The following is a 26350-nucleotide window of genomic DNA, read 5'->3' as shown; positions in this document are numbered from 1 at the left end:
CTAAGCCAATTGCCGTTCACGATATTCCTAAAGGGGGCACTGATTCAAATGCCGATACCCCATTTTCCTATCATCCCTACTTTGCGCGCGATAGCTGGCAAGCTAGGCGACCTCCTCAGCGAAGCGCATTCACCATGTCCGATATGCCGAGCGCCAGCCCGAATGGCGGCGCCAGCTCCTTTTCTACGAGCGGCTCTGCCGCATGATGCACAATTAAATCGTTTATGCCGCACCTGTGCGTCCGTCGTCCCTTGGATTGAGCATATTGCCTGTGCCGTATGCGGTCGTCCGGATCCATGTCCAGATTGCCTGCGAAGAAGTGATGCCCACTTCATTATGAGCCGGAGTGCGGTGCGCTACGATGAATCCGTCCGAGAGTGGCTCGCGTTGTTCAAGTATCGCGGCGACGAACGGCTGGTGCATCCGCTCAGCGATATGCTGGATATTGCTTTCGTCCGCCTTGATCGTGAACTGCGAAACAGAGTGCCCTCCCATCGCTGGGATGCTGTGATCCCCGTCCCTGTCAGCCCAGATCGTCTCCTGGAGCGCGGCTTCAATCAGGCAGAGCGGTTAGCTGCGCTGCTATGCGCAAGAAGAAAGCTTGCTTTAGCAGATCTGCTCATTCGAACAAGACATTCGGAGAAAAAAAGTTTGCAATCTCGCCAAGCAAGGCTGCAGAGCGTGGATGGTCTTTTTGAAGCTGATGCTGCTGCGGTTCGTTCCTTTATCTCTCGAATGTTAGATATAGCATCTCCTAACACATCTATGAATCGATCCTGCCATCCTTCTACCACCATCCGACGCGGGCCGATTCGCCTCCTTATTGTTGACGATATTTATACAACAGGCAGTACGATCGAAGCTTGTGCGGCAGTACTTTGGCAATCGTTTCGCAGCTTTTCACCACAGTTGCAGGTCGAGTTTTACGCCGTTACACTCGCACGATCCTAACGATTCGACACCATTAATGGATAATCGACAGAAAAAAGCTATGAAAATACCATTCATCTGCGTTAAAATAGGGCTAATCAAAACGAAGCGGCCGTATGGGCCAAAGGGGATGAAATAATGAATATAGACAATTGTCCTCGCTGCGGCAGACTATACACGAAGAATGTCCGTGATCTGTGCCCGGCTTGCATCAAGGAATTGGATCAGAAGTATGAGCAATGTGCGAACTATTTGCGCAAAAACCGTGGGGCTACCATCTATGAGCTCTCTGAAGCGACGGAGGTCAGCATCGTTCAGATTACGCGCTTCATACGTGAAGGCCGTATTTCCCTACTGGATGCACCGAATATGGGCTATCCATGTGAGACGTGCAGCAACCTAGTCCGTGATGGCAACCTGTGCGAATCCTGCCGCTCGCGACTGATGAAAGATATTAACAAGATGAATCGCGATGGTGATAGGGACAAATCGAGCTTTGCAAGCAAACAAGGCAACGGAACTTATCAGACCTATGGACGCGACCAGAGCTGATCATTTATACACTTTTTGCCTTCTATAAAAAAATCCAATACACTGGCCGATAATACAATTAGTTGATTATCGGCCTGTTTTATTTTCAGGCGTCAGTGAACGGAGCGATTAATATGAAAATCAATGAAACTCAGCGGCTAGGAGCCATCAATCCATACCGGAACAAAAGCGATGTGCGCGCTGCTCAGACGAATAGCACGCAGAAGCGGGACAACCTGCAAATCTCCTCTGAGGCGATGGAGATGCTGCAATCGCAGAACGTTGAAGGCACGAAATCACCTGAGCGTCAACGCCAGCTCGATGAGCTGAAGGATCAAGTATCGACGGGCACCTACGAAGTAGAGGCCGGCAAGCTGGCAGAGAAGCTGCTTCCTTACCTGTATCGGAATAAGAACTAGAAGCGGGTGACACAGTCATGTCAGTACAAGTAATCATTGAGATATTGCAGAAGCAGTCCGAGGTTTACGAGCGGCTGATCCAGCTCGCGGATGAGAAGACACCCATGCTTGTACGCAATGATGTGCAGCAGCTGAACGCGATCATGCTGCAGGAACGCAAGCTGGTGAAACGTGCAGAGGAGCTTGAAGTTTCTCGTTTTACGCATACGAACATTTTTTTCTCTAATATGAGATCGCATTATCGGCTTGGTAAGCTCAGTGATTTGATCAAAGCAGTAACGAATGCGGACGAGAAGGTTGCCTTGACGCAATATCATCGACTGCTGACAGATCTGCTCGCCGAGTTGAAGCGGAAGAACGAACTGAACCAGCAGCTCATCCAGCAGTCGCTTTCTTTCCTGGACTATTCCATCGGGCTGCTCGTGGAGGACCCGAGCGAGAATTATATTTATAAGAATCCAATGAGTACGGGATACGGACAGACAACTTATTCGAAATACGATCGTAGACGATAAAGGGGGATGATGGTGAATGGTTTCAACCTTTCATGGCATTGAAACGGCTAAACGGAGCCTAACCACACAGCAGACGGCGCTAAACACGCTGGGACATAATATTGCTAACGCGAATACGGAAGGATATACACGCCAGCGCGTGACGATTAAGTCGACAAGCTCAATGGAAGCCTACGGCATGAGCAAATCGACCGCGGCCGGTCAGCTTGGTACCGGTGTCGAGGCGACCGCTATCACCCGTGTTCGGACCGCCTTTCTGGATGAACAGTTCCGCAACGAAAGCAAATATCTCGGAAGCTGGGAAGTGCAGTCGGATACGATGAATAAGCTGGAGTCCGTGATGAACGAGCCTTCGGATACGGGGCTTCGAACCGTCATTGAGGGTTTCTGGTCATCCTGGTCCGATCTTAGCACCGATCCGGAGAACACATCGAACCGGCAGTTGGTTATACAGAATGCGGTCGCACTGACTGATTCCTTGAACCAAATGAGCTCTCAATTGCAAGACTTGAGCGACGATTTGACGGGCAGCATCACAACGAAGGCGGCCGATGCGAACTCCTTGCTGGAATCGATCGCTCAGTTGAACGGCCAGATTAAAAAAATCGAGGCGACCGGCGATGATGCCAACGATTTGCGTGACAAGCGCGATTTGTATACCGACCAATTGTCTAAGCTTGTAAACGTCTCTGTGCAGGATACTAGCGACGGCTATACGATAACGATGGGCAATATCACATTGGTCGAAGGAACGGATCCGAACGAATTGACGGCCGATACCCTTACGGCGGCCTACGCCTCCGGCGATTTGAGCAACGGCGAAATTTTCGGGACGTTCGTATCGAGGGACGTGTACGTAAAGGATTACCAGAGCCAGCTTGACCTGATCGCCAAGACGATGGCTGAAGGCGAGATTCAGGTGACCATTCCGTCAGGCTCTTACTATAATGGCGCTACGACGACCGCGGATCAGGTTGTTACAGTCAAAGGCATCAACGGCTTGCATAAGCTTGGCTATACGCTGGAATCGCCGCTGACATCAGGGCAGGACTTTTTCACATATGACACGACATCCGGTGCGACGGAAATAACGGCTGCGAGCATTCGAGTCAATCCGAATATTGAGGCAGACAGCAATAAAATCGCCGCATCGATGCGGTCGTCTACAACGACAACGGGGCTGGCAGTCGTCGCGGGTAACAACACGCTGGCGCTGCTGATGTCTGAGCTTCAGAACACGAATTTCTCGTTTGATGATTCGGCCAACGGCGGTTCGATTACAGACACGACAATCGGAAGCTTTTACACTACGATGGTTGGAGCGGTCGGCATCCAGTCCCAGGAAGCGACGCGGCAATACGAGAACTCGACATCGCTGGTAGACCAGGTCGACAGCAGCCGCCAGTCTGAGAGCGGCGTGTCGCTCGACGAGGAAATGTCGGATATGGTCAAATTTCAGAACGCCTACAATGCCGCCGCTCGATTTATGACGACGTACGACGAGACGCTGGAGAAGCTAATTAACGGCACGGGCAGAGTCGGGCTCTAACGGAGCGAATACAGAACTTTAGGAGGTTGACGAGATGTCGATGCGCGTAACGAACAGCATGGCTACGTCGCAGCTGATTTCGAATTTGAACAACAATCTGGGAAAGATGATCAAGCAGCAAAATCAGCTGTCGACGGGAATGAAGCTCAACAAACCGTCCGACGATCCGACGGGCATTACGTATGCGCTGCGTTATCGTTCGGAGCTTTCCGCCAATTCGCAATACCAGAGCAACACCAACTCCGCTGTTTCGCTGCTCGATCAATACGATACGCAGCTGGATGAGTCGACGCAAATTATGCAGCGGGTGAAGGAGCTTGTCGTCGAGGCTTCCAATGGAACGAATACGGACTCGTCATTAGCAGCGATCAACGAAGAGCTTCAGCAGCTCAAGCAGCAGATGGTCGATATCGCGAATACCCGGTTTAACGGCAAATACATATTCAACGGCGAAGCGACGAGCACCAAGCCTTATGCAGACGGCACGGACGCCAAGTCGGTATCCGCCGACAGCGGCTCGATCATTTATCCGATCGGCGAGGGCATATCGATGAACGTCAACCTGAATGCCAGCGAGGTATTCGGAGACGCGGACGCGGCGGGCACGACGGACAATGTATTTTCGATTTTCGATCGCTTGAATACTGCATTGTCCAGCGGCGATACGACCGCTGCGGCTGCGGAGCTTGACAATATCGAGAATAGAACGAATAAGATCATTAACGCCCGGTCGGAGGTCGGCGCGAGAACAAATCGTGCTGAATTGATGCAGGAACGTTTGGATAGCATTAGTAGTAACTTGACGGAAATGCAATCGGAAACCGAAGATGCCGACATCGATCAGCTGTATACGAGTTATTCGTCGGCGCAGGCAACCTACAATGCCGCACTGAAGGTTGGCGCCCAGATTATTTCCTCAACGCTTGTCGATTTTATAAGTTAGAATAAAAGCTATAGCTGCGGCAGTACAGGCTGCAGCTTTTTCTATTTTTAATGGTTTAGGGGGTTATGCGATGTTCATTCAGACGTCCTTCTTAGGAGAGATGGCCATCAACGAGGAAGAAGTGTTAACATTCGGCAGCGGTATTCCGGGCTTCGCTGACTTCAAGAGGTATATGATTGTGCCGCTGGAGGACAGCCCATTCTACTATGTGCAATCGGTGGAGGAAGGGAGTCTTGTATTCGTTGCGGTGTCCCCGTTCGACTTTTTCCCTGAATATTCATTCACGCTTCCCGAGCATGCGATGAAGGAGCTGGGAGAGCCGACCTTCGAGAACGTACGTGTTCTAAACCTCGCTACAGTCAAGGATAACGTACAGCATGCAACAGTGAATCTTGCTGCGCCGATCGTCTGGAATACCGCTAGCCGGGCAGCTGCTCAGGTCATTTTGCAGGACACGGCGTATACGACGCGGCATCGCCTATTTCCTCTCTCTCCCGTCGAAGCGAAGGAGGAAATATAATGCTGGTGCTGAGCCGCAAAAAAGGCGAAACGATTATGATCGGCAGTGATATTGAGCTAACTGTGCTGGAAGTATCCGCCGACGGTGTCAGAATCGGCATAACGGCGCCCAAAGAAGTAGGGGTGCTGCGGAAGGAACTGTACCTGACGACTGCAACATCGAATCAGGAATCGCTGAAGCCGGAGCTCTCGATTGCCGAGCTAACCAAGCAATATAAAATTTTAAAAAATAAATGAAAAATAGGGTTAAACAATCGGCTATATTTACCGATATAACCATTAGAGCTGGTAAAGGGCGGCCGACCTAATATCGCTTTACCGCAAGGATGCGGGACTATTCAAACATTCAGGGAGGAATTTTACAATGCGTATTAACCACAATATTACGGCTATGAACACGACGCGCAACCTGGCGCTGAACAACAATGCAGCAGCTAAAAACATGGAGAAACTGTCTTCCGGTCTCCGTATCAACCGTGCAGCGGACGACGCTGCAGGTCTCGCTGTTTCCGAAAAAATGCGCGGTCAAATCCGTGGTCTCGAGCAAGCGCAACGCAACGTTCAAGACGGCATCTCGTTCGTACAAACGGCTGAGGGCGCTATGAACGAAGTTAGCTCCATGCTGACACGTATGAAAGAACTGACGGTTCAAGCGTCGAACGGTACGTACAGCTCGAGCGATATCTCGAACATTAACCTCGAGTTGGATCAACTCGGATCGCAGATCGACAAAATCATGACGGATACGAAATTCAACGGTATCAACATTACGTCCGACGTTACGATCAAATCCGACGACGCTGCTCAAACGATCAAGATTTCTGGTGTCGATAATACTGATTTCAAAGGTCTGAGTTCCTCCAAAACCCTGACTAACATCGAAGATGCAATCAAGAGCGTTTCGACGGAGCGCGCTAAGCTTGGTGCGACTCAGAACCGTCTTGAATACACGTCGAACAACTTGGGCACAACGGTTGAGAACCTGTCGGCTTCCGAGTCGCGTATCCGCGATACAGACATGGCAAGCGAGATGGTCAACCTGACGAAGAACAACATTTTGCTCCAAGCATCCCAATCGATGCTGTCGCAAGCGAACTCGCAGCCACAAGGCGTTCTGTCCCTGCTCCAATAGTAGTCTTTCGAAGAGAAGAGGCCTTAGTTTATCTGAGGCCTCTTTTTTCTATATATTAAGCATTCTTTCAGTATTAATTGAAGACGAAGTCTAACAAAGCGATTAGAACGGTCCGATAATAAGGAGTAGAACATGACGATCGAGGTGGTAGGGATGACGATGAATATTTCATCAATTAATACCACGGCGGGATATACAACGGAGAATCTTACAGGTAGCGCGCCGGCGAAAGATAACAGTACGGCTAAGAGTGAACCAAACGGGAACGAAGCTGCTGTTGCGGCGGTGGGCTCCCGTGAGCAACGGCTGACCTCGGATATCAAGTCCGTTTTAGAATCGCTGCAAGGCCAAGATACGAAGGTAGAGCGAACGGTTCACGAGGAGACCAACCATATCGTCTATAAGGTGCTCGATAAAGAGTCAGGCAAGGTGCTGCGTGAAATTCCGGAAGAGAAGTTGCTCGATATGGCTGCTAAGATGATGGAGCTGAACGGACTGCTGCTCGACCACAAGGTTTAATGGAGGGAGGATAACACCTATGACAACAACGAGAATAACGGGTCTTTCATCGGGCCTTGATGTCGACAGCTTGGTTAAACAGCTGATGAAGGCTGAGAAGACGAAGTACGACAACATGGTGAAGAAGCGAACGAAGACAGAGTGGCAGCAGGAGGATTACCGGTCGATGGCGGCGAAGATCGTCGATTTCCGGAATAACAAGCTGGCCTCTTTTAACTTGTCCAGCGCGATTAGCGCGAAGACGTCGGAGGTTAGCGGCGATACTAGCGCTTTGACTATTAATTCGACTTCTTCTTCCGCCTCAGGAACGTTGAATGTTACAGTGAATCAGGTAGCGACCTCATCGAGCTATCTTTATAGCTTCAAGAGCGGCACGACTTCGTTTGCGACAGATACGGACATTACTATTAATGGTCAAAAAATCACAATGACAGCAGGGCAGACAATGTCTGACTTGGCGGACGCCATTAATAAGAGTACGGGCACGTACAAAGCGTCGGCTATTTATAGTAATGGGCAACTATCGATAACAGCTACGAATACCGGCGCAGATGGCTTGAGCGTATCCGGATTTGACAGCGACACTGTGACGGCGGACGAAACGACTTATAAGGGCGTTAATGCCAAAGTCACTGTCAACGGCGTCCAGCTGGCTGAGCAGGCCAGCAACAAGTTCTCCGTTAACGGGTTCACCTTCACGGCTAAGAACAAAACAGCTACTGACAGCTCCACAACGATTACGGCAACGCGGGACACGGCTAAAATCGTCGAAACGATTAAGTCGTTCGTGAGCGAGTACAACTCATTGATCAGCTCGATCAACTCTGAGTTATCAGAGAAGAAATATTACGACTACAATCCGTTGACCAGCGATGAGAAGGAAGAAATGTCGGACGACGAGATCGAGCTGTGGGAGAGCAAGGCGAGAAGCGGGACGCTGCATAGCGACAGTACGCTGAGCAAGATGCTCTCGGAGTTCCGGACGGCGGCAACTTCTCTCGTAGCAGGCGGTATCGGCATTACGACGGGAAGCTACTCTGAGAACGGCAAGCTCATATTGGACGAAACTAAGCTGACGGAAGCATTGGAGTCGGATCCGGATAAAGTCGTCAATTTGTTTTCGGCGAAAAGTTCTGACACATCCCCTTCAAGCAAAACATCTGGCGTATTCGCCAAAATGATGGACTCTGCAATGGACGCTCTGAAAAGCATGCAAACGAAGGCAGGCACATCTACAACGAGTACCGATACGACAGCGACCTTCCTAGAAAACTCCTTGCTCAGCAGCCAAATCCGGGATATGAAGAGCCGCGAAGAACGGGAGCAGGATCGTCTCGACGATCTAGAAGACTATTATTATAAGATGTTCAGTGCAATGGAAACAGCCATTAGCAAATATAACAGCCAAGCGTCGGCATTTTCAAGCTTAACTAGCAGCAGTTAAAAGGAGTGAACGGTTTGTTAAACTCGCCCTATAAGATCTATCAGCAATCATCCGTCCAGACAGCCAGCAGCGGCCAGCTATTGCTTATGCTGTATGAGGGAGCGATCCGGTTCACGAAGTCGGGAATGGAAGGGATTAAAAGCAGAAACTACGAAGCGGCCAACACGAATTTAATTAAAGCACAGGCTATCGTCAATGAGCTGATCGCGGCGCTTAATCACGATTATGACATCGCTAAAGATTTGCTTCGTATTTATGAATATTTACTGCACCTTCTCATTCAAGCTAATGTCAAGAAGGATGAGACAATGGCCGCTGAAGCGGTGAAGCATCTGTCGGAGCTTCGCGACGCCTGGAAGCAGGCAGTTAAACAAACGGCGGGCGGGCTCATGAAGGAAGCAGGTTCCATATAATGACCGAATCGATTATCCTGCTTCATGAGAAGACCATGGATCTGGTGAACCGGTTGGAAACGGTCGAATATATGGAATGGACTGCTTTGGTCGAACTGCGCGACCAGACGCTGCTGGAAGTGAAGCAATCGTCAGGGCCTTCTGAAGATGAGAAGCAGTTGCTGCGTCAAATAGGCGAGTTTGACTCCGTCATCGTTGCACGAATGCTGGCGTTGAAGGGAGAAGCGTCTCGTGGTTTGCAAAATATCGCGCAGTCTCGGCAGCAGAGGAAAATGTATCAGTATGCGTATACGCCGGGGAGCTTCTTCTTCGATAAAAGAAAATAGAGAGTCAGATGTCAGACCGTCGGACCGTGTGCCGGCGGTTTGAGTTTTTATCCAGGAAGAAACTCGATATCATATGCAGCGCGGAGTAGACCGATATAAAGGATAACAACCTGGGGAGGCATGAAGATGGAGCAATTGGTGAATCAGACAAAAGAAATTGTAGAAGAAGTCAAACAGTTTTTACCGAACTTGATTCAGGCTTGCGAGCTCGTAGAGCCATTGTTTTACGAGACGATGACGGACCATTCCTGGCAGCAGTTCGGCGAGGTTGTACAAGCGATGGACGATCTGTACCGCACGTTGAATTCCATACACGCTGATCTGGTTAAGGCGGCTGAGTATCAGGCGCTGGCGCCTCGTATCGAGCGTTTCAATATAACATTAAGTGAGTTGTTTCAACAGTTGAACAGCTGCGTGGACGAAGAGGATGGCGTCGGTGCCAGCGATACACTTAAGTTTGTGCTTCTTCCTCTGTTCCGTCAGCTTGCCATCGATATGGGAGAGGAAGAAGCGGTGAAAGAGCGTCGCTTTCAAGCGAATTTGTACTTCCTCAAGGAACGTTTTCCTAGTGCCTATCAAGAGATTGTTGAGACAGTTACGGAGAACCAACGCTATTCGAACGCGTTCAGTCGCAACGGCAGTCCCAACATAAGCTGGATGGACAAAGACGGCAAGCGTCGGTATTTATACAGCCAGTATGAGCCGGAGCATGAGGCGAGCCGTTGGGTCGATACAATAACTGCTAAAGTGGCAGGAAAAGCCGGCGTTATGATGTATGGGTTTGGACTGGGCTATCATGCGCTTGCTTATGCAAAGGCATTCCCTGAGCATCAGCTGTCGATTTATGAACCGGACGAGCAGATGGTACTTGCTGCGATGCGCGTTATCGAATTTGAGTCGCTTTTCACCCGGTTGAACGCCTATGACTTTGTCGTCGGTACGAAGAAACATCAGCGGGACCGGATGTTTTATCGGTTCCTGAAATATATGAAGGGCGAGCCGGAAATTGTCGTGCTCCCGCCGTACTACCGATTGAATAGCAGCGATATGGATGCGTTCTCGGCGGACGCGCAGCTTGCCATCTTGAACTATGTAGGTTCAGTTCGACTGTACGATAAATTTGGGAGCGAATGGGTATCCAATACGCTGTACAATTTGGCGGCAACGCTAACGAGTCCTTCTATTAAAGGGCTTAAGAACCGGTTTGCCGACAAAACGGCTGTTATTGCAGGGGCTGGCCCATCCTTGGCGGAAGATATCGAGCTGCTGCGGAGGATGAAAAACCATGCGCTTATTATCGCGGCTGGATCTACCATACAGTCGCTGCTCCATTATGGGGTAGAGCCGCATCTGATTGTATCAATGGACGGCGGCGAGCCGAACTACGATGCGTTCAAAGGGCTGAATATTCAACACATTCCGCTGCTGTACACACCGATGATTAAGTACCGGATTATTGACGAGCAGAAAAATAACTTGCTCCATGTTCATTTAACGAATGATGTCGTCACCCAGCGCATCATGGAGCTGACCCCAGACGATCCCATGTTTGCGCCTAACCACTCCGTAACGGGGACTGCGATTCAAGCAGCGATTTATATGGGCTGCAAGGAGATTGTGTTTACGGGGCAGGACCTTTCGTTCCCGGGGGATAACTTCTATGCACCGGGGGCTCGTCATGTGAATAAGGAAGCGAGCGATGCAGTATTAGGGAGAGCGACCGAGACGGTTGAGAATGTCAAGGGCACATTTAATCGTACGAATACGAGCATGAGAACGACGCTGGCCGATATTGAAGATTTACTGGCGGATCATCCTGAAGTGAAGTTTACGAATACGTCCAGTATGGGGGCAAAGATTAGGAATGCCGACTTCGAGCCAATGGCAAGCGTGCTGGAACGGATGCAGGCATTTATAATTGAGAATGATGAGGTAGCCAAGCAGCTGGCGCAACTAGATAAATACGACGTTAACCGCGCTCAACAGATTCGCAGCCGGATCAAGGAGATGCCGGAGCAATTGAAACGCTGCCAGGAGCAGCTTCGGCAGATTGACCGTTGCATTGTGCAAGCAGCGGAGTTAAGCCGGACGAATCCAAACAAATGCTTAAACCTCTTTTATGATATAGACCGGGAATGGAAAAAGGTAGTTGGCAGCCTCCCGTTCAAATCATTGTATATGCTGCTCTATCGTAATGAGCTCAACCGGTTCGAACGGGATCTTCCGGAGCTGACGAAGGAATCAAAAATGATCCAGAAAGCGGGGCTGGCCCGCGAAATTATGCAGCCGCTTATCCGAGACATGCTCAATCGAACGCCGGAGCTGATGGACATTACAGCGGAAAGCTTGCGTAGAGTCGAAGCAAGTGCTGGCCGAGCAGGAGCTTAATAGCGAAACGGAGGTTCGACAATGACAGACCAGAATCAATTGAAAGAGATTATGGAAGAGATCGTTGTGTTTCTTCCGAAGCTTGCCGAGGCTTGTGATACCACTGCCACGCTGCTCTACGAGCCGGTGACAGAAGAGACGTGGCGGCAACTTGGCGAAATTGTAGAGGGCATGGACGATTTGTATAAAACGGTGAATGCTGTACTCGATAGCTTGCAGGGGGATAATACCGGTCTGCAGCTGTTGACGATGCCGCTTTCGCGTGCCGTTAATGCCATTAATGATAAATTTAAGGCCATGAATGTTTGTGTCGATGAAGAGGATTATGATGGCGCAGGGGATGTTATCAAGTACGAGTGGATTCCTTTGCTGCAAGAGCTGATTGCCGAGCTGGGAGAGCTGGAATCGGTAAGAGAGCGACGTTTTGACGCGAATATGCGATTTCTGAACCGATATTATCCGCAGATTCATGATCGGATGAGGGCGGTTATATGCGATGCTGCGCGGTATCGGTTCAGTTACGCACGTAATGCGATGCCGAATCTATCGTTGTTGAAGGATGGGCAACGGACGGTTCAGCTGCACAGCGGCTTCGATCCTGCTCATGAAGCGGACCGGTGGGTTGAATTGCTTGCCGGCAAGGTTGAGCATAAATCGAAAATATTAATGTACGGCATCGGGTTTGGCTATTTGGTCCGGCATTACGCAGCTAAGTATCCAGAGCACCGGCTGTACTTGTATGAGCCTGACGAGCAAATTTTTCTCCATGCGCTCTACGCGATCGACATGGCAAGCTTAATAGAAGGGTTAAACATAGGCGCGCTTGTCGTAGGTATGGGAACCGACCGGCAGGAGGAATTGCTCGAGCGGTTCAGCCATGAGCAGGGCGAGCCGGAGGTCGTTGCGCTACCGGTATACAAGAAATTGTTTCAAGCGCATCACGATGCGTTCGTTCAAGATGCTTGGACGACATGTACGCATTATGCTAACTTCTTGTTTAATCATAATAAATACGGGATTACATGGACGCGTAACGGGATGTACAATATAAACTCGGTACTGACGACGCCGTCTATCCAGGGATTACAAGACCGATACAAAGGAATGACGGCAGTTGTCGTCGGTGCGGGCCCTTCCCTAGAGCAGGATATCGAAAGCTTGCGGAAGCTGAAGGCGCATGCTCTTATTATTGCAGCTGGCTCGACGATTCAATCGCTGCTGCACTTTGGCATCGAGCCGCATTTAATCGTAGCAGTGGATGGTACCGAAGCGAACTATAATGTGTTCAAGGATCTGCCAATTGATCATATTCCAATGCTTTATGCGCCGATTATCGAGCATCGGATCATCGAAGGCCGTGCCGGTCGGTCGATTCATGTTCACGTAGAGGGAGACACCGTACTACAGTACCTGATGGGTATTACGACAGAAGACACGGTGTTCCGGTCGAGCCATTCCGTCACAGGCACCGCTATTCAAGCCGCGATTTATATGGGCTGCAAGGAAATTGTGTTCACCGGTCAGGATCTGTCCTACCCGAGCGACAACATGTATGCGCCCGGCGCGAAACATTTGCCCGAGCAGGCTACGGTAGCAGTGGTTCGCGAGGCGGAGCTGCAGGTGGAGAGCGTTCGGGGTACAATAAACCGGACGGATCAAGGCATGAAGCTAACACTGCACAATATCGAGCAGTTATTGGAATTATTCACTAACATTTCATTCGTCAATACGAGCAAACAAGGAGCCAAGATTAAGCATACGGTATGGCAGTCGATGGAGGAAGTGCTGCAGCGCCTCCAGGACCAATTGGTCAATGAAGACCTTGTCGCCGATGCGCTCTCGGACCTCCAAGGTTATGATGCAGCACGTGTGAAGGTTATTATCGAACGAGTCGTTAAGCTGCCGGAACAGCTGCAGGAGTACGGCCGGATCGTGAAAGGTATTGAACGGCAAATCCAGAAGCTGCCACAGCTCGTCCGTATGCAGCCGAATAAATGTCAGAAAACGATAGAAGAGATTGATAGCACTTGGGAGCGGGTTACAAAAAGCAGTCCGTTCAAAGCGTTGTGGCTGAGAGCATGCCGTGCCGAGCTGAAGCAGTTCGAGGTGGAGCTGCCCAAGCTGACTGCCGCTGTTTCTTTGAAGGAGCAGGTTACTTTTTATAACGGCACGATGAGTCCTCTGCTCGCGACAATGTCTGAGTGCGTTCCGGAATTGATGACAATCGCCGTAGAGGCCCGCACGAGGGTGGCGTCCGCATTCCAACTCGCTTAATCTTGTATACTGGTTATATTTGTATCAGGCCGTCGGGACTATTTCCTGACGGCTTGTCTTATATTCTGGCGCGTTCCGTCCGATATAAAGGAAAAGACGTCGGATGGAGCGGTATATCATCCAGAAGAGAGGGATCGTCTGATGAATGGCTTTTTTAAAGACAAGCGAGTTTTAATAATAGGTGGGACCGGAACGATCGGCCAATCCATTATGTCCACTGTATTAAAAGACAATCCCAAGGTCGTTCGTATATTAAGCCGTGATGAATATAAGCAGTTCGAGATGCAACAGACTTATCGGGCGTATGATAATATCCGCTACTTGATTGGTGATATAAGAGATTTTGAACGTGTAAAAAGAGCAATGCAAGATATTGACTATGTGTTTCACTGCGCTGCCATGAAGCATGTTCCTTCGTGTGAATATAATCCATTTGAGGCTGTGCAGACGAATATATTGGGAACTCAGAATGTTATTCAAGCGTCGATTGATTGCGGCGTTGTGAAGACCGTATTTACGAGTACCGACAAAGCCATTGCACCTGCCAATACATATGGCGCTTCCAAATTGATGGCAGAGCGTTTGATCGCTGCTGCACAGTACTATGGAGGTGCGAGCAAGACCATCTTCTCGGCTGTTCGATTCGGGAATGTAATGGGGTCAAGGGGTTCCGTTATCCCGTTATTCCAGAAGCAGATTGTAGAGCAGTCTCGCATTACGGTGACGTGCAAGGATATGAGCCGCTTCATGATGACGAAGCGGGAGGCGACGGAACTAACGATCAAGGCGATGATGATTTCGCAAGGCGGGGAAGTATTCGTTCTGAAGATGCCGATTATTCGTTTGCAGGATTTAGCAGAGTGCATTGTGGAGGAAACCTCAAGACAGCTTGGCATTCTGCCATCGTCTATTCGGATTGAGGAGATTGGCTTGCGTCCAGGTGAGAAAATGTATGAGGAACTGATGACGGAAGAAGAGTCGTCTCATGCGATCGAGCTGCCGGAGATGTTCGTCATACCGAATCAATTCGTTAGTAAGCCTGAGAATTACGGCGGCAATCCGGCTATTGTACAAAGCTATAGTTCACATAGTGAGCCTTGCATCTCCAAGGAAGCGGTACGTCGCTTATTGCGAGACAATGAACTGCTTGGCAATCAGAAGACGAATCATTTTATGGCGATTTAGATTAGGGAACAGTTGAATGATACGAACTATTGTGGTCTCCGTCACATAGAGCTGACGGAGGCCTTTTCGTTGTGTAGACATGCTTGAGACTAAGGGACTAATTGTTTGGGGAATACAGCCGATTTCTAATGAAAGCCTGATACACCGCCGATAATGATAAGACATAGGAAGCGGCAGTGATATGAATTAATGAGGTAAGGGTCGTGAAGAAATGAGAGTGATGATTCGGGTAGACTCTGCAACGATGATTGGAGCAGGACATATAATGCGCTGCCTAACATTGGCGGAGCGGCTGCGTAAGACTGGCGCTGAAGTCAGCTTTATATGTCGGGAGTTGCCGGGCCACCTAGCAAGTCTAGCAGCTGCTCATGGGTATGATGTACATATGTTGCCCTTCATAAAGTCGCCTGAAGCCTCGTCTGTGGAAGGATTCGTTGAAGCGTTGCAACGGGATAAGATGCAGGATTTAGTTTATACGCAAGAACTGCTTAGGCAGTTTAATACAATCGATTGGCTGGTTGTGGATCATTACGCCCTAGATGAGGAGTGGGAAAAGGGAATACGTCCATATGCTGAGCGAGTGTTCGTAATCGATGACATGGCCAATCGACATCACGATTGTGATGCGCTGCTAGATCAGAACTTTCATGCTGATATGGATAGCCGATACGATGGTCTCGTACCGGATCCATGCATTCGACTGCTTGGACCCCGCTATCTTCTCTTAAGAGAGGAATTTAGGAATCCGCTGTTTGGAAGAAGAGCGCGGGATGGCACGATTCATCGAGTGCTTGTCTTCTTCGGCGGAAGCGACCCTACTAATGAGACGATAAAGACGTTAGATGCAATAGAGATGCTTAATCGGCAGGATATTGCGTACGATGTGGTAGTCGGTCAGGGTAATGCGAATAAGGATCAGATTGAAGTTAGATGTGCGAATATGCCTGGTGTGAATTACTACTATCAAGTAGATTATATGGCTGAATTGATGGAAAAGGCTGATTTCGCAATTGGAGCCGGAGGTGCTACCACTTGGGAGCGCTGTTACTTAGGGCTGCCTGCCATGGTTATTGCTCTCGCTGAGAATCAACGAGAGGGAGTGGAGGAATTAGCCCCATATGGTGCTTTCATGAACCTGGGCTGGCATGGAGACATTAGCAGTGCAGAGCTCGGTGCCCATATGGATTATGTCTATAATCACCCAGAACTCGTTAAAGAGATGGGGATGAAGGCTAGACGGTTGGTACAGACCGATGGAACGGCAGCAATAAAAGACATTGAGGCTGTATTTTATCGCAAGTAGATGACAGTTGGGATCGATTTACTAGTTGAAGTGACAGGAGAAACGAAAATCCTGTCGAAATATGTAGCTAATTGCTATTGAAAAGTGGGGAGCAAAAATGAGCGTTTTTATTATCGTACAAGCGCGAATGACATCGACAAGATTGCCAGGAAAAGTACTTCTGGAAGTGTTGGATAAGCCGCTGCTAGAATACCAGATCGAGCGGCTGAAGCGGGTGACATTGGCGGACGGTATTATTATTGCTACCACAGATAACGATACTGATGATCCGATAGTAGAATTGTGTAAGCGTCTAGGTGTTCGATACAGTAGAGGTTCTGAGGATGATGTGCTATCACGTTATTATTATGCGGCTAAACAATATGGTGCTAATACAATCGTAAGGGTGACCTCCGACTGCCCAGTTATCGATCCGGACGTTATAGATCGTGCCATTCGATTGTTTAAAGAGGGTAACTACGACTTTGTAGCTAATGGTCTCGGAATTAGAACCTATCCTAGAGGGATGGATACGGAAGTGTTCACGTTCAAGGCATTGGAGGAAGCGTTCCTCGAGGCTAAGGAAGCGTTCGAACGGGAACATGTTACACCATTCATCGTATATCGGGGCACACGGTACACGTTGTTTAATGAGGCCTACTCGAAGGATTGCAGCAGACATCGTTGGACGGTAGACACGTCTGAAGACTTCGAGTTGATTAAGCGAATTATTGAACATTTATATAAAGAGAAGAACGATTTTACTCTGGAAGATGCGTTGGAATTGCTAGACCGTCACCCGGAGTGGGAATTGCTCAATGCTCATATTGAGCAAAAGAAATTGGGTGAGTAGGTTACAAGCTTAGACTGTACAGACGCACGCATTGAAATTATAAACGGAGGGATATGCACGTTGATTATTGGAGATTATCGCATGCGCCCCCTGTCAGAGCATGACTTGAAGATGGTGCTGGATTGGCGAAATGCTGAGCATGTACGATCCAAGATGTTCACGGATACTATCATCACTTGGGAAGAGCATGAGGCATGGTTCAAGCGGATAGCGAAGCTGGATCATCCAGCCCATTTTATTTTCGAATACAAAGGGCGACCAATCGGTTATATCAATTATGTGGATTTGAATGCTAGAGATGCTACAGGTTCTTCTGGACTGTATTTAGGCGAACAAGATAATCTGCCTGTGGAGGCGGGGCTTGCGCTTGAGTATTTTACTATAGAGTATGCCTTCGAGAAGGTTGGTTTACGTAAGTTGTGGGGCTATGTACTTGCATTTAACAAGCGAGTTATTAAATTGCACGGAATGTTCGGATATACGAAAGAAGGACTGCTGAAGGAACATGTGTTCAAAAATGGGAAGTACGAGGATCTTGTTATTATGTCCTTGTTCTATGAGGATTGGAAACTTAAAAGGGACCGTCTTCGTGAGTTTTTCTACACAGCGTAATCATGAAGCAGCCAATTCAACTGGAGGAGAGAATAACAATGTCCACATTGTTCAATAAGACAGACAGACCATTCATTATCGCGGAGATGTCTGGCAATCACAATCAATCGTTGGAGAGAGCGCTGTCAATCGTTGAAGCAGCTGCAGCAAGCGGGGTTCAAGCATTGAAGATTCAGACGTATACAGCGGATACGATGACGTTGGATATTAATGAGGGTGAGTTTTTTATAAGCGACCCTAGTAGTCTGTGGTATGGACAGTCCTTGTATAAGCTGTATCAGCAGGCATATACGCCTTGGGAATGGCATGAGCCGATCTTTAAGCGCTGCAAGGAGCTGGGTATCATCGGCTTCAGTACGCCATTTGACGATACAGCTGTTGATTTTCTCGAGACATTGGATGTACCTTTTTACAAAATAGCTTCATTTGAAATGACGGATCATACACTCGTGAAGAAAGTAGCGCAAACCGGTAAGCCGATTATCGTATCCACTGGTATGGCGACAGTAAGTGAGATCGATGAGATGGTGCGTCTGGCCAAAGCAAATGGCTGTCCGGAAATCGTGCTGTTGAAGTGCACGAGTACATACCCGGCGAAACCGGAGAGCTCGAACCTGGCGACGATTCCTCATATGCGTGAGCTATTTAACTGCGAGATCGGCCTGTCCGATCATACGCTGGGCATAGGTGTTGCCGTGGCGAGTGTCGCTTTGGGTGCACGAGTCATTGAGAAGCATTTTACTTTATCACGCGCTGAAGGTGGAGTTGACTCGGCCTTTTCACTGGAGCCAGCAGAGATGAAGATGCTGGTGGAGGAATCGGAGCGGGCATGGCAGTCGATCGGATCGATTCATTATGGGGTAACGGCTGGCGAGAAGCTAGAAGGCAGACGATCGCTGTATGTAGGCACGGATATGAAGAAGGGTGATGTCTTCACGAAGGACAATGTTCGCATCATTCGTCCGGGAAGCGGCTTGGAGCCGAAGTATTACGATTTAGTGCTTGGAAGAACAGCAGTTAAGGACATTAAAGTGGGAACACCGATATCGTGGGACTTATTATAAGTACTAGCGGGTGCAGGAGGATTAGCCAATGAACATTTTACTTACCGGCGGGGCCGGATTTATAGGACGATGGGTTGCTAAGCGTCTGTTGGATGATGGACATAACGTATGGATTCTGGATGACCTCTCTAACGGGAGAGAGGCGAATATTGACGAATTTCGTCAGCATTCCGGGTTGAAGACATTTATTCATGGCTCGATTATGGATGAGGCATTGCTTAGCCGTCTATTCGATGAGCATGAATTTGAGATTTGCTATCATCTTGGCGCCTCGATTAACGTGCAGGATTCCATTGATGATCCAAGAACGACATTTAACAATGATACAGTCGGAACCTTCTATGTCATGGAGCAGGCTCGGAAGCATAACGTTAAGGTTGTCTTCATGAGCACGTGCATGGTGTATGATCGCTGCGCCGACGAGAATGGCATTAGCGAAGCGCACCCGATCAAGCCGGCATCCCCTTACGCAGGGGCCAAGATCGCGGCGGAAAATATGGTGTTGTCTTATTATTACGCATACGGTCTTCCAACTGTCGTCATTCGTCCTTTCAATACATATGGACCGTTTCAAAAGACAGGCGGCGAAGGCGGCGTCGTCGCTATCTTCATTAAAAACAAGCTCGCCGGCAAAGACCTGAACATTTATGGCGAAGGGACGCAGACACGCGATCTGCTGTACGTCGAAGACTGCGCACGTTTTGTCGTAGAGGCGGGCTATTCCGATGCGGTCAACGGCGAAATCGTCAACGCTGGCCTTGGAAGAGATATCGCGGTCAATGATTTGGCTAAGCTCATCGTTGGAGACGAGAGCAGAATTAAGCATGTGGAGCATATCCATCCACAGAGCGAGATTCAGAAGCTGCTGTGCGATTACAGCAAGGCCAAGCGGCTATTGGGCTGGGAGCCGGCTGTATCGCTTGAAGAAGGCATTGCACGGACCGAGAGCTGGATTACTTCAACAGACCTGATATAAGTGAGAGGGCGGCTGAGCGATGGAGACTACACGAATAGCCAGAACTGCAATGCTGCCATACGGCAAGCAGGCGATAGACGAAGATGATATTCAAGCCGTTGTTGATGTGCTGAGAAGTGACTTTATTACGCAAGGTCCTGCTATAGATCGTTTTGAGCGGAAAGTAGCCGATTACGTGGGGGCGCGATATGCAGTAGCGTTCTGTAACGGTACGGCTGCGCTGCATGCGGCTTGTTTTGCAGCGGGCGTAGGTCCTGGAGATGAAGTCATCACGACGCCGATTACGTTTCTTGCCAGCAGCAATTGCGCGCTGTACATGGGAGCGCGGCCTGTATTCGCCGATATCAAGCTGGATACGTACAATATTGATCCTGACCGTTTGGCATCTGCAATTACAGCCAAGACGAAGGCGATTATACCTGTAGATTTCACCGGCCAACCTGTGGAGATTGATCGGATTACCAAGATTGCGCAGGATCACGGACTTGTCGTCATACAAGATGCGGCACACTCTCTAGGTGCTACCTATTCCGGTCGTAAAGTTGGACAGTATGCGGACATGACGATGTTTAGCTTTCATCCCGTCAAGCATGTTACATCTGGCGAGGGCGGAGTCATCGTGACGGATAACGAGCATTATTACAAGCAATTGCAGCTCTTTAGAAGTCATGGCATGACTCGTGATGCAGCGCTGATGCAGCAAAATGATGGTCCATGGTATTACGAAATGATCGAACTGGGATATAACTTCAGGATGACGGATATGCAGGCGGCTCTAGGCGCGTCCCAGATGGATAAGCTGGATCGTTTTGTCCAACGCAGAAGAGCAATAGCCGCTCGTTATACGGAAGCATTCTCAAGCATGGAGGGGCTGATCGTTCCGTATCAGCATCCTAATGCAGAATCGAGCTGGCATCTGTATATTTTGAGATGGGATGAACAGCAATTCATTGAAGGTAGAAATCGGGCTTTTCAAGAGTTGAGAGATCGCCTTATTGGGGTGCATGTTCACTACATTCCGATCTATAAACAGCCGTATTATCGTTCCTTGGGCTATGCGAATGTCGACTGTCCTAATGCCGAGGAATATTATAATACTGCGCTAACACTGCCGTTATATCCTTCTATGACCGATCAGGATGTAGAGGATGTAATTGATAGCGTTAAGGAAGTAGCGTTTACAATGAAAGAAATGTAAGATTCCAGTCAATGTATTCGCTTTCAAAAAAATGTTTGACAATTATATGAAGTCGAGTTATATTCGTGTTGTGGGCCTAACATCAAGGCCGGACACAGCTATTTGAAGATGAAGGGAATGTTATGCATGCAAGGTAAAGTAAAATGGTTTAACGCAGAAAAAGGCTACGGATTCATCGAGACGGAACAAGGTGGCGACGTTTTCGTACACTTCTCCGCAATCCAAGCTGACGGCTTCAAAACGCTGGAAGAAGGCCAAGCTGTAGAATTCGACATCGTCGAAGGCGCACGTGGTCCACAAGCTGCAAACGTAGTTAAACTGTAATTATCGGCTTATTATAAGCCAACTTCATAGATGGTGTCCACACCAGACATGAGCGACGAAACCCCGGGGGACCCGGGGTTTTTCATGTCTTTACAATTTAACCTAATATTTAGTTGTTAAGCACAGCATTTACCCGGAGTTTGATGGTGAAGCAGATGCGACGGTGATTGATTACGATTTCAGAGAGCAGATCGACCATAATTCGAGCTAAATAGTGGAAGGGTGACATCGTTCGTCCTCTTTTTACATGGAAAATGACAAAATAACAAAATAAAAATTCAGAAAATTCACAAATAACAGAAAATACTTATGTTCGAGGCTCTCATCATATGTTATAATAAGAACAAGTAAAGGAGGAGTGCCCCATGAAATACAACATTCGAGGTCAACACATCCAAGTGACGGAAGCGCTGCGCGAATACGTCGAGAAGAAGATCAGCCGCCTGGAAAAGTATTTTGAAGCACCAATCACCTCCGAAACAAACGTTACCCTCTCGGTAACCAAAGGATATCACGCAGTAGAAGTTACGATACCGCTTACAGGTGTTATGCTGCGGGCTGAAGTGAAGAGTGAGGACATGTATGCTTCGATTGACGAAGTAGTGGACAAACTGGAACGTCAAATTCGGAAGCACAAAACGAAAGTTAACCGTAAGATCCGCAATGAGAGCGGCGTCCGTACCTTCTTTAAGGATTCGGGATCAGCGGCACGTGTATTGGAGGAGGAGGAAGACTTCGAGGTTGTCCGTACGAAGCAAGTCACATTAAAGCCAATGGATGTGGAGGAAGCGATCCTTCAGATGAATATGGTTGGACATAATTTCTTCGTCTTCGCGAATGCGGATACCAAGGAAGTGAATGTTGTCTACAGACGCCATGACGGCAGATATGGACTTATTGAGCAAAGTTAATGATAGTAATCAAATAAATGACTAATAAAAACCCCTTCTCTTGCTGAGAAGGGGTTTTAAGCTATCGGAGCGAAGGCGGAAGAATATTACCGATTCGCAGCCTCCTTTGGGTATGAACTGGTTTTGCAGAAAGTTTGATCGTTAAATGATAAGCCCCGCATGGGGCTTTTATATAGGGATCTATTGGTACTTAAATGACAACTTCCAGAATGGGTTGCAGTTCATGGAGGCAACTATCCAGAAGTTCCTGTCGAGACAGAATTATATCAAGTATGTGCTAGGTTAAGCCGATATAATTACAGTAGTGTATGCTAGAGAGACGACGTATTGTGAGATCCAGGGGGCGTGAACAGATTGTCGCAAGTTTTATTAGAGGATATAGACCGAATTGTCACGGATCGAAATGTACCATGGGGAGAATTGCGTGATCGCGTAATTCTAATTACTGGTGCGACCGGAGCTATCGGAGCTCTCCTCGTTCAAGCATTATCTGAAGCTGATACAAGGCATGGGCTCGGTCTTCATATTTGGGCGCTTGGTAGGAACGTAGACAGAGCCAGGATGCTTTTTGGCAAGATGAACAATGTCAAGTTTGTGGAACACGACATCCGAAATCCTTTGAATATAGATGGGCCTGCCGATTATATCATTCATGGCGCAGCGGTGACGCGGTCAGTCGAGATGGTGGCTAATCCGGTAGGCGTGATAGAAACTGCAATAAGAGGCACGGCGAATATCTTGACACTCGCGAAGGACAAGCAGTCTAAGAGTATAGTATATTTGTCTTCGATGGAAGTGTACGGACTGACAGACCCTTCCCTTGATTGGGTGACCGAGAATGATCTGGGGTATATCAATCTTCAAAGCCCGAGAAGCAGCTACCCGGAGAGTAAGCGAATGTGCGAATGTCTGTGCAACTGTTCCTTCGCTCAATACGGAACGCCGATCAAGCTGGCTCGTTTGGCACAAACTTTTGGTGCAGGATTCTCAAATGACGATCCCCGAATTTTCGCACAGTTCGCTCGCAGTTCAATGTCGGGTACGGATATTGTGCTACATACGGAGGGGAAGTCGCGCGGTAATTATTGTTATATCAGCGATGCGATTCGCGGGTTGATACTATTGCTGCTGAAGGGCGAGGACGGTGAGACATATAACATTGTCAATCCGGAGACGAGCATGACCATTCGGGAGATGGCGGAGTTGGTCGCAAGTGAGGTTAGTGGTAGCAGCGTAGCTGTTAAAGTGGACAGACCATCCGACATCGCTAAGCAAGGATACGCCCCCGATGTAACAATGAGATTGAGCTCGGATAAGATGGCACAGCTCGGTTGGAAGGCTCAGTACGGACTCGTGGAGATGTACAAGCGAATGATCGCGGATTGGCATGAAGCTTCAAATGGGCTAAGAGTATGATGAGTTGGAGGTAACGAAATGAGGAAGTATCATCAAGAGCAAGTGCTGGAACTCATCAAGACGTTAAGCGAAGCGCAGCTGAAGTTCACGCGATTACATTCTGAATTGAATACGCAGGCGTTCGTAGGGCTTCTGGCAGGTTGTCAGGAATTCGCCATTCATATCGGTCAGTATATCGAGAAATATGAAGGCGAGGACACCCAAACGGTGTCCCTGCTGGAAAATTATTGTGATATTCTCTATCTTGCAAGCGTTGAAGTCGACAATGGTGGCGATAGCACCCCACATATCATGGCATTGCAGGATCAGCTACGACAGATTGAGGATAGTGTCAAAACCGAGCTTGGACAGAGAAAAATCGAGATTGCGTTTCTCCCCTATAAGGCCAGTATGTGGGATAGCTGCGAATCCATTTGGCTGGCAGCGAAGGAAGACCCGCAATGCGACGCTTACGTCGTGCCGATCCCTTACTTTGACAGACTGCCGGGCGGCGCGCTCGGACAGATGCACTACGAGGGCGATCAATTCCCGGACGATGTGCCGATTACGGATTGGCAAAGCTATAAGATCGATGAGCGTCGGCCAGACGTCATCGTCACGATCAACCCCTATGATGACACAAACTTAGTGACGATGGTTCACCCCAACTTCTTCAGCAAGCGGCTCAAGGATCTGACGGATATGCTTGTCTACGTCCCGTATTTTGTAAGCATGGACGATGTGGATGAACATTTCTGCAAATGCGCGGGAGTCTTGTATGCCGACCGGGTGATCGTGCAATCGGACAAAATCAGGCAGACTTACCTTCGAGTGCTTAAGCGATATGAACAAGCGAATCAATGCGTCGGCCGCTTTGGCAATATGGAAGAGAAAATTGTTGCGCTCGGTTCGCCGAAGTTCGATAAAGTAATCAATACAAAGCGTGAGGACTGTGTTGTTCCAGATGACTGGCAAAAGTTGATTGAGCGGACAGACGGTACGCGGAAGAAGGTTGTTCTGTACAACACTTCAATCACAGCTTTGCTTGAGGGTAATGAACACGTTCTGCATAAGCTGCGCTACGTGTTTGATAGCTTCAAGAACCGAGATGATGTCGTCTTGCTGTGGCGTCCGCATCCCCTCAATGGTGAGAGCTATAAAGCTATGCGCCCGCAATTGTTGAAAGACTATCTGAGTATCGTTGAGGAATACCAATCGCTAGGTTTTGGCATTTACGACGATACTGCCGACTTGCACCGTTCGATTGCGATTTCCGATGCGTATTATGGTGACGGTGGATCGCTAGGGCCGTTGTATCTATCTACGGGTAAGCCAGTGATGATGCAAGATTTATATTTTCGCCCTGCACTGGATACTTTATTACTGCAGAGCATGTATGTGGATAAACAACATATCTGGTTTACAGCTCGGGACTTTAATGGTCTATTCTGTATGGATAGGGCATTGATGAAGCCGAAGTATGTGGGCAGCTTCGATGAAGAGAATAGCCGGTCGCTTTATGTCGGGATGACACAGTATCAGGATAAATTATACTTTGCTCCGTATTTGGCAGAGCAGATGGCTGCGTATGATATTGAACACCAATCGTTTGAACATACTGCATTAGGCACAGCGCCGCGCTTAAATTGGTTACATCCGCGTGAAAAGGGATTTTTCCAAAGCGTTTTTCGATATGAACATTACCTTTTCCTCATTCCGATTACGTATCCAGCTATTATTCGATATAACCTCAATACGGGTGAACGGGATGATATAACAGATTGGGTGGCTCATACGCAACTGAATGCAGAGAATTCCCCTTATTATCTACAGTGGAATAAAACCTTTGATTTTGGTAGATTGTTGGCGTCGAGTGTGGCGTCGAACGCCACAGAGTTAGTTATGACTTTGTGGGGATCGAACGAATTAGTGATTCTCGATGCGGAGACGTTGGACAGTCGAATTGTGAAAGTTGGAGAAGCCGACGAGCGATTTGCTGGTGTTTGTTTCGATGGAACGAATTACTGGCTAGCTGCACGTAATCAGAACTATATGGTTCGCTGGAATCCGTATACGCAGAAATATAAGAAAGTTGTATTCCCTGATGCATTCCTTTCAGGTCGAATCTTGAATTTTCTAGATGTTGTCTATGCTGGTGGATACGTGTGGTTGCTTCCTTATGAGGCGAACATGGCGCTTCGATTGAACCCGACAACAGGCGAAGTAACTACCGTCAGTGAATTGACAGATGCTGTAAATAAAGAACGTTACAAATATATACAAGTGTCGTTAGATGGTGATTTTATTTACGCGGCTACAGTCGGGCGAATCGTTGTTTTCGATACGATCAATGCTCAGTGTCGAATTCAAAATTTATGGGTAGACGAGCAGGATCAGAAGATTGTCAATAATCGTAGACGAGAAAGTTTAAAAATAAATGCTCCTGAATGGAGCAACCTGCAGAAATTTATATATCCTGAATCATACACAGGTATTCAGACTTACTTGGATTACGTTGTAGACTTGGACGAGCTACCGTTTGCCTTATCCCAAGCGAAGAAGCAGATTGAATGTGCGCGTGAAGTTGCTGGTCACTTGGATGGTACAGTAGGGCAGGCTATCTATGAATATGTCATTGGAGGGTAGGC

The 26350-nt window shown here is 48.4% G+C and carries 26 protein-coding genes; all 26 read left to right on the top strand.

Annotation, left to right across the window (positions count from 1 at the left end):
- Nucleotides 1–48: 48 nt before the first annotated feature.
- A complete protein-coding gene (locus tag DFQ01_RS00415) occupies nucleotides 49–951 on the top strand; it encodes a ComFC family protein (RefSeq protein WP_174812872.1) in 903 nt (300 codons plus the stop codon).
- A gap of 117 nt (nucleotides 952–1068) precedes the next feature.
- Nucleotides 1069–1482, top strand: a complete 414-nt coding sequence (locus DFQ01_RS00410; protein ID WP_110041905.1) for a TIGR03826 family flagellar region protein — start codon at nucleotides 1069–1071, stop codon at nucleotides 1480–1482.
- Nucleotides 1483–1595: 113 nt separating this feature from the next.
- Entirely contained in the window at nucleotides 1596–1880 is a 285-nt protein-coding gene (gene flgM / locus DFQ01_RS00405) for a flagellar biosynthesis anti-sigma factor FlgM (RefSeq protein ID WP_110041904.1), read from the top strand.
- 17 nt (nucleotides 1881–1897) lie between these two features.
- On the top strand, nucleotides 1898–2395 hold the full coding sequence (locus DFQ01_RS00400) for a flagellar protein FlgN (protein ID WP_110041903.1): 498 nt from the start codon (nucleotides 1898–1900) through the stop codon (nucleotides 2393–2395).
- A 16-nt stretch (nucleotides 2396–2411) separates the two neighbouring features.
- Complete coding sequence (flgK, locus tag DFQ01_RS00395) at nucleotides 2412–3944, top strand: flagellar hook-associated protein FlgK (protein ID WP_110041902.1); 1533 nt, start codon at nucleotides 2412–2414, stop codon at nucleotides 3942–3944.
- Between the two features lie 34 nt (nucleotides 3945–3978).
- Nucleotides 3979–4887, top strand: a complete 909-nt coding sequence (flgL, locus tag DFQ01_RS00390; protein WP_245946462.1) for a flagellar hook-associated protein FlgL — start codon at nucleotides 3979–3981, stop codon at nucleotides 4885–4887.
- A gap of 70 nt (nucleotides 4888–4957) precedes the next feature.
- Nucleotides 4958–5407 (top strand): flagellar assembly protein FliW, encoded by a 450-nt coding sequence (gene fliW / locus DFQ01_RS00385; RefSeq protein WP_110041901.1) that lies wholly within the window; start codon nucleotides 4958–4960, stop codon nucleotides 5405–5407.
- Nucleotides 5407–5643 carry a carbon storage regulator CsrA gene (gene csrA, locus DFQ01_RS00380; protein WP_110041900.1) on the top strand — a complete coding sequence of 79 codons (237 nt, stop codon included), beginning with the start codon at nucleotides 5407–5409 and terminating at the stop codon, nucleotides 5641–5643. The genes fliW and csrA overlap by 1 nt, the downstream gene beginning before the upstream one ends.
- A gap of 127 nt (nucleotides 5644–5770) precedes the next feature.
- Nucleotides 5771–6538 carry a flagellin N-terminal helical domain-containing protein gene (locus DFQ01_RS00375; protein WP_110041899.1) on the top strand — a complete coding sequence of 256 codons (768 nt, stop codon included), beginning with the start codon at nucleotides 5771–5773 and terminating at the stop codon, nucleotides 6536–6538.
- A gap of 132 nt (nucleotides 6539–6670) precedes the next feature.
- On the top strand, nucleotides 6671–7057 hold the full coding sequence (locus DFQ01_RS00370; RefSeq protein ID WP_110041898.1) for a flagellar protein FlaG: 387 nt from the start codon (nucleotides 6671–6673) through the stop codon (nucleotides 7055–7057).
- 19 nt (nucleotides 7058–7076) lie between these two features.
- A complete protein-coding gene (gene fliD, locus DFQ01_RS00365; protein ID WP_110041897.1) occupies nucleotides 7077–8501 on the top strand; it encodes a flagellar filament capping protein FliD in 1425 nt (474 codons plus the stop codon).
- A 14-nt stretch (nucleotides 8502–8515) separates the two neighbouring features.
- A complete protein-coding gene (gene fliS, locus DFQ01_RS00360) occupies nucleotides 8516–8914 on the top strand; it encodes a flagellar export chaperone FliS (RefSeq protein ID WP_110041896.1) in 399 nt (132 codons plus the stop codon).
- A complete protein-coding gene (locus DFQ01_RS00355) occupies nucleotides 8914–9240 on the top strand; it encodes a hypothetical protein (RefSeq protein WP_110041895.1) in 327 nt (108 codons plus the stop codon). Before fliS ends, DFQ01_RS00355 begins: the two co-directional genes overlap by 1 nt.
- Nucleotides 9241–9366: 126 nt before the next feature.
- On the top strand, nucleotides 9367–11628 hold the full coding sequence (locus DFQ01_RS00350; protein WP_174812871.1) for a motility associated factor glycosyltransferase family protein: 2262 nt from the start codon (nucleotides 9367–9369) through the stop codon (nucleotides 11626–11628).
- A gap of 21 nt (nucleotides 11629–11649) precedes the next feature.
- Nucleotides 11650–13902, top strand: coding sequence for a motility associated factor glycosyltransferase family protein (locus DFQ01_RS00345; protein WP_110041893.1), 2253 nt, complete (start codon nucleotides 11650–11652; stop codon nucleotides 13900–13902).
- Nucleotides 13903–14043: 141 nt separating this feature from the next.
- Nucleotides 14044–15087, top strand: a complete 1044-nt coding sequence (locus tag DFQ01_RS00340) for an SDR family NAD(P)-dependent oxidoreductase (protein ID WP_110041892.1) — start codon at nucleotides 14044–14046, stop codon at nucleotides 15085–15087.
- 211 nt (nucleotides 15088–15298) lie between these two features.
- Nucleotides 15299–16390, top strand: a complete 1092-nt coding sequence (gene pseG / locus DFQ01_RS00335) for a UDP-2,4-diacetamido-2,4,6-trideoxy-beta-L-altropyranose hydrolase (RefSeq protein WP_110041891.1) — start codon at nucleotides 15299–15301, stop codon at nucleotides 16388–16390.
- A 97-nt stretch (nucleotides 16391–16487) separates the two neighbouring features.
- Nucleotides 16488–17222, top strand: a complete 735-nt coding sequence (locus tag DFQ01_RS00330) for a cytidylyltransferase domain-containing protein (protein WP_110041890.1) — start codon at nucleotides 16488–16490, stop codon at nucleotides 17220–17222.
- Nucleotides 17223–17282: 60 nt separating this feature from the next.
- Nucleotides 17283–17834, top strand: a complete 552-nt coding sequence (pseH, locus tag DFQ01_RS00325; RefSeq protein WP_110041889.1) for a UDP-4-amino-4,6-dideoxy-N-acetyl-beta-L-altrosamine N-acetyltransferase — start codon at nucleotides 17283–17285, stop codon at nucleotides 17832–17834.
- A 38-nt stretch (nucleotides 17835–17872) separates the two neighbouring features.
- Nucleotides 17873–18898 (top strand): pseudaminic acid synthase, encoded by a 1026-nt coding sequence (gene pseI / locus DFQ01_RS00320; RefSeq protein WP_245946461.1) that lies wholly within the window; start codon nucleotides 17873–17875, stop codon nucleotides 18896–18898.
- A 28-nt stretch (nucleotides 18899–18926) separates the two neighbouring features.
- Entirely contained in the window at nucleotides 18927–19874 is a 948-nt protein-coding gene (locus DFQ01_RS00315; RefSeq protein ID WP_110041887.1) for a dTDP-glucose 4,6-dehydratase, read from the top strand.
- Between the two features lie 19 nt (nucleotides 19875–19893).
- A complete protein-coding gene (gene pseC / locus DFQ01_RS00310) occupies nucleotides 19894–21072 on the top strand; it encodes a UDP-4-amino-4,6-dideoxy-N-acetyl-beta-L-altrosamine transaminase (RefSeq protein ID WP_110041886.1) in 1179 nt (392 codons plus the stop codon).
- A 126-nt stretch (nucleotides 21073–21198) separates the two neighbouring features.
- The gene (locus DFQ01_RS00305; protein WP_110041885.1) at nucleotides 21199–21396 is read left to right on the top strand and encodes a cold shock domain-containing protein; all 198 of its coding nucleotides are present in this window, start codon (nucleotides 21199–21201) and stop codon (nucleotides 21394–21396) included.
- Between the two features lie 365 nt (nucleotides 21397–21761).
- Nucleotides 21762–22307, top strand: coding sequence for a ribosome hibernation-promoting factor, HPF/YfiA family (gene hpf, locus DFQ01_RS00300; RefSeq protein ID WP_110041884.1), 546 nt, complete (start codon nucleotides 21762–21764; stop codon nucleotides 22305–22307).
- A gap of 345 nt (nucleotides 22308–22652) precedes the next feature.
- Nucleotides 22653–23723: an NAD-dependent epimerase/dehydratase family protein gene (locus DFQ01_RS00295; RefSeq protein WP_110041883.1), complete on the top strand. Its 1071-nt coding sequence runs from the start codon at nucleotides 22653–22655 to the stop codon at nucleotides 23721–23723.
- 18 nt (nucleotides 23724–23741) lie between these two features.
- Nucleotides 23742–26348 carry an NHL repeat-containing protein gene (locus DFQ01_RS30935; RefSeq protein WP_181394733.1) on the top strand — a complete coding sequence of 869 codons (2607 nt, stop codon included), beginning with the start codon at nucleotides 23742–23744 and terminating at the stop codon, nucleotides 26346–26348.
- The last annotated feature ends 2 nt before the right edge of the window (nucleotides 26349–26350 follow it).

The sequence above is a fragment of the Paenibacillus cellulosilyticus genome (assembly GCF_003182255.1).
GTDB classification, from domain to species: Bacteria; Bacillota; Bacilli; order Paenibacillales; family Paenibacillaceae; genus Paenibacillus_T; species Paenibacillus_T cellulosilyticus.
The sequence above is the reverse complement of the archived record's forward strand: the minus strand, read 5'-3'. Positions and strand labels throughout refer to the sequence as shown.